At 45.8% G+C, this 428-nt stretch carries 1 protein-coding gene; it reads left to right on the top strand.

From position 1 onward, the window contains the following. Nucleotides 1-428: hypothetical protein (locus AB4Z08_RS35845; RefSeq protein ID WP_441578579.1), on the top strand; the 428-nt coding region annotated here is incomplete at both ends.

Here is a 428-nt window from a genome sequence, read left to right as displayed (position 1 = left end):
GTCAGTGATGTTTATAGCACGGTGTACACCTTTGCACCGGCTACGCTTGACCTGACAATTAAGGATGCACAGTATCCATTCCCTGCCGGTGATTCCATCAAACTGAGCAGTGTACCGGATAGCGTGAACGAAGGACAAAGTGCAGTGATCACTGCTACTTTACCAAATGGCTGGAAAGCAGGTAAAGCCTGGACAGTGAACCTGACTAAAGATGTGGTGTCATCTACCATCGCAGACAGCCGTTATACGAGTCTCCCTACTACTATTACCATTGCCAACGGAGCGGATCACGGTGATGCCGCAGCAATTCAGACACTAACAAATAATGTGTTTAATGATGAAGGGCTTTTAAATGTAGATGGTAATAATGGCAATGTAAATATGCCTGCTACCAGCGCGCATATTTATGTTAAAGATCTCACGGACCC

It is taken from the genome of Chitinophaga sp. RAB17, from assembly GCF_052114225.1.
Classification (GTDB): Bacteria; Bacteroidota; Bacteroidia; order Chitinophagales; family Chitinophagaceae; genus Chitinophaga.
This window is presented reverse-complemented; position numbering and strand designations above follow the sequence as displayed.